Source organism: Corynebacterium sp. UMB6689 (assembly GCF_030215295.1).
In the GTDB taxonomy this organism is placed as follows: Bacteria; Actinomycetota; Actinomycetes; order Mycobacteriales; family Mycobacteriaceae; genus Corynebacterium; species Corynebacterium aurimucosum.
Map to the genome: position 1 here is coordinate 1 of NZ_JASOLS010000292.1, position 235 is coordinate 235.

The following is a 235-nucleotide window of genomic DNA, read 5'->3' on the forward strand; positions in this document are numbered from 1 at the left end:
AGTTCTGCGGACACCCTTGTTACGTGGAATACCGATTTAGAAAAGGAGTAGTGCATGACAACGCAACCCAAGCTGGAGATTAAGGAACTTCCCCTGAGTGACTTAAAACCAGCTTCTTATAACCCTCGAAAGAAACTGAAAAAGGGTGATAAGGAGTACGAAAAGATTAAACAAAGCCTACTCAAGTTTGGCTACGTTGACCCAATCATTGTCAACGAGGATTTGACAGTCATTG

The 235-nt window shown here is 42.6% G+C and carries 1 protein-coding gene; it reads left to right on the forward strand.

The window, feature by feature from the left end:
- Positions 1 to 54: 54 nt before the first annotated feature.
- A partial coding sequence (locus QP363_RS13550; protein WP_336620732.1) for a ParB N-terminal domain-containing protein occupies positions 55 to 235 on the forward strand: 181 nt, incomplete at its 3' end.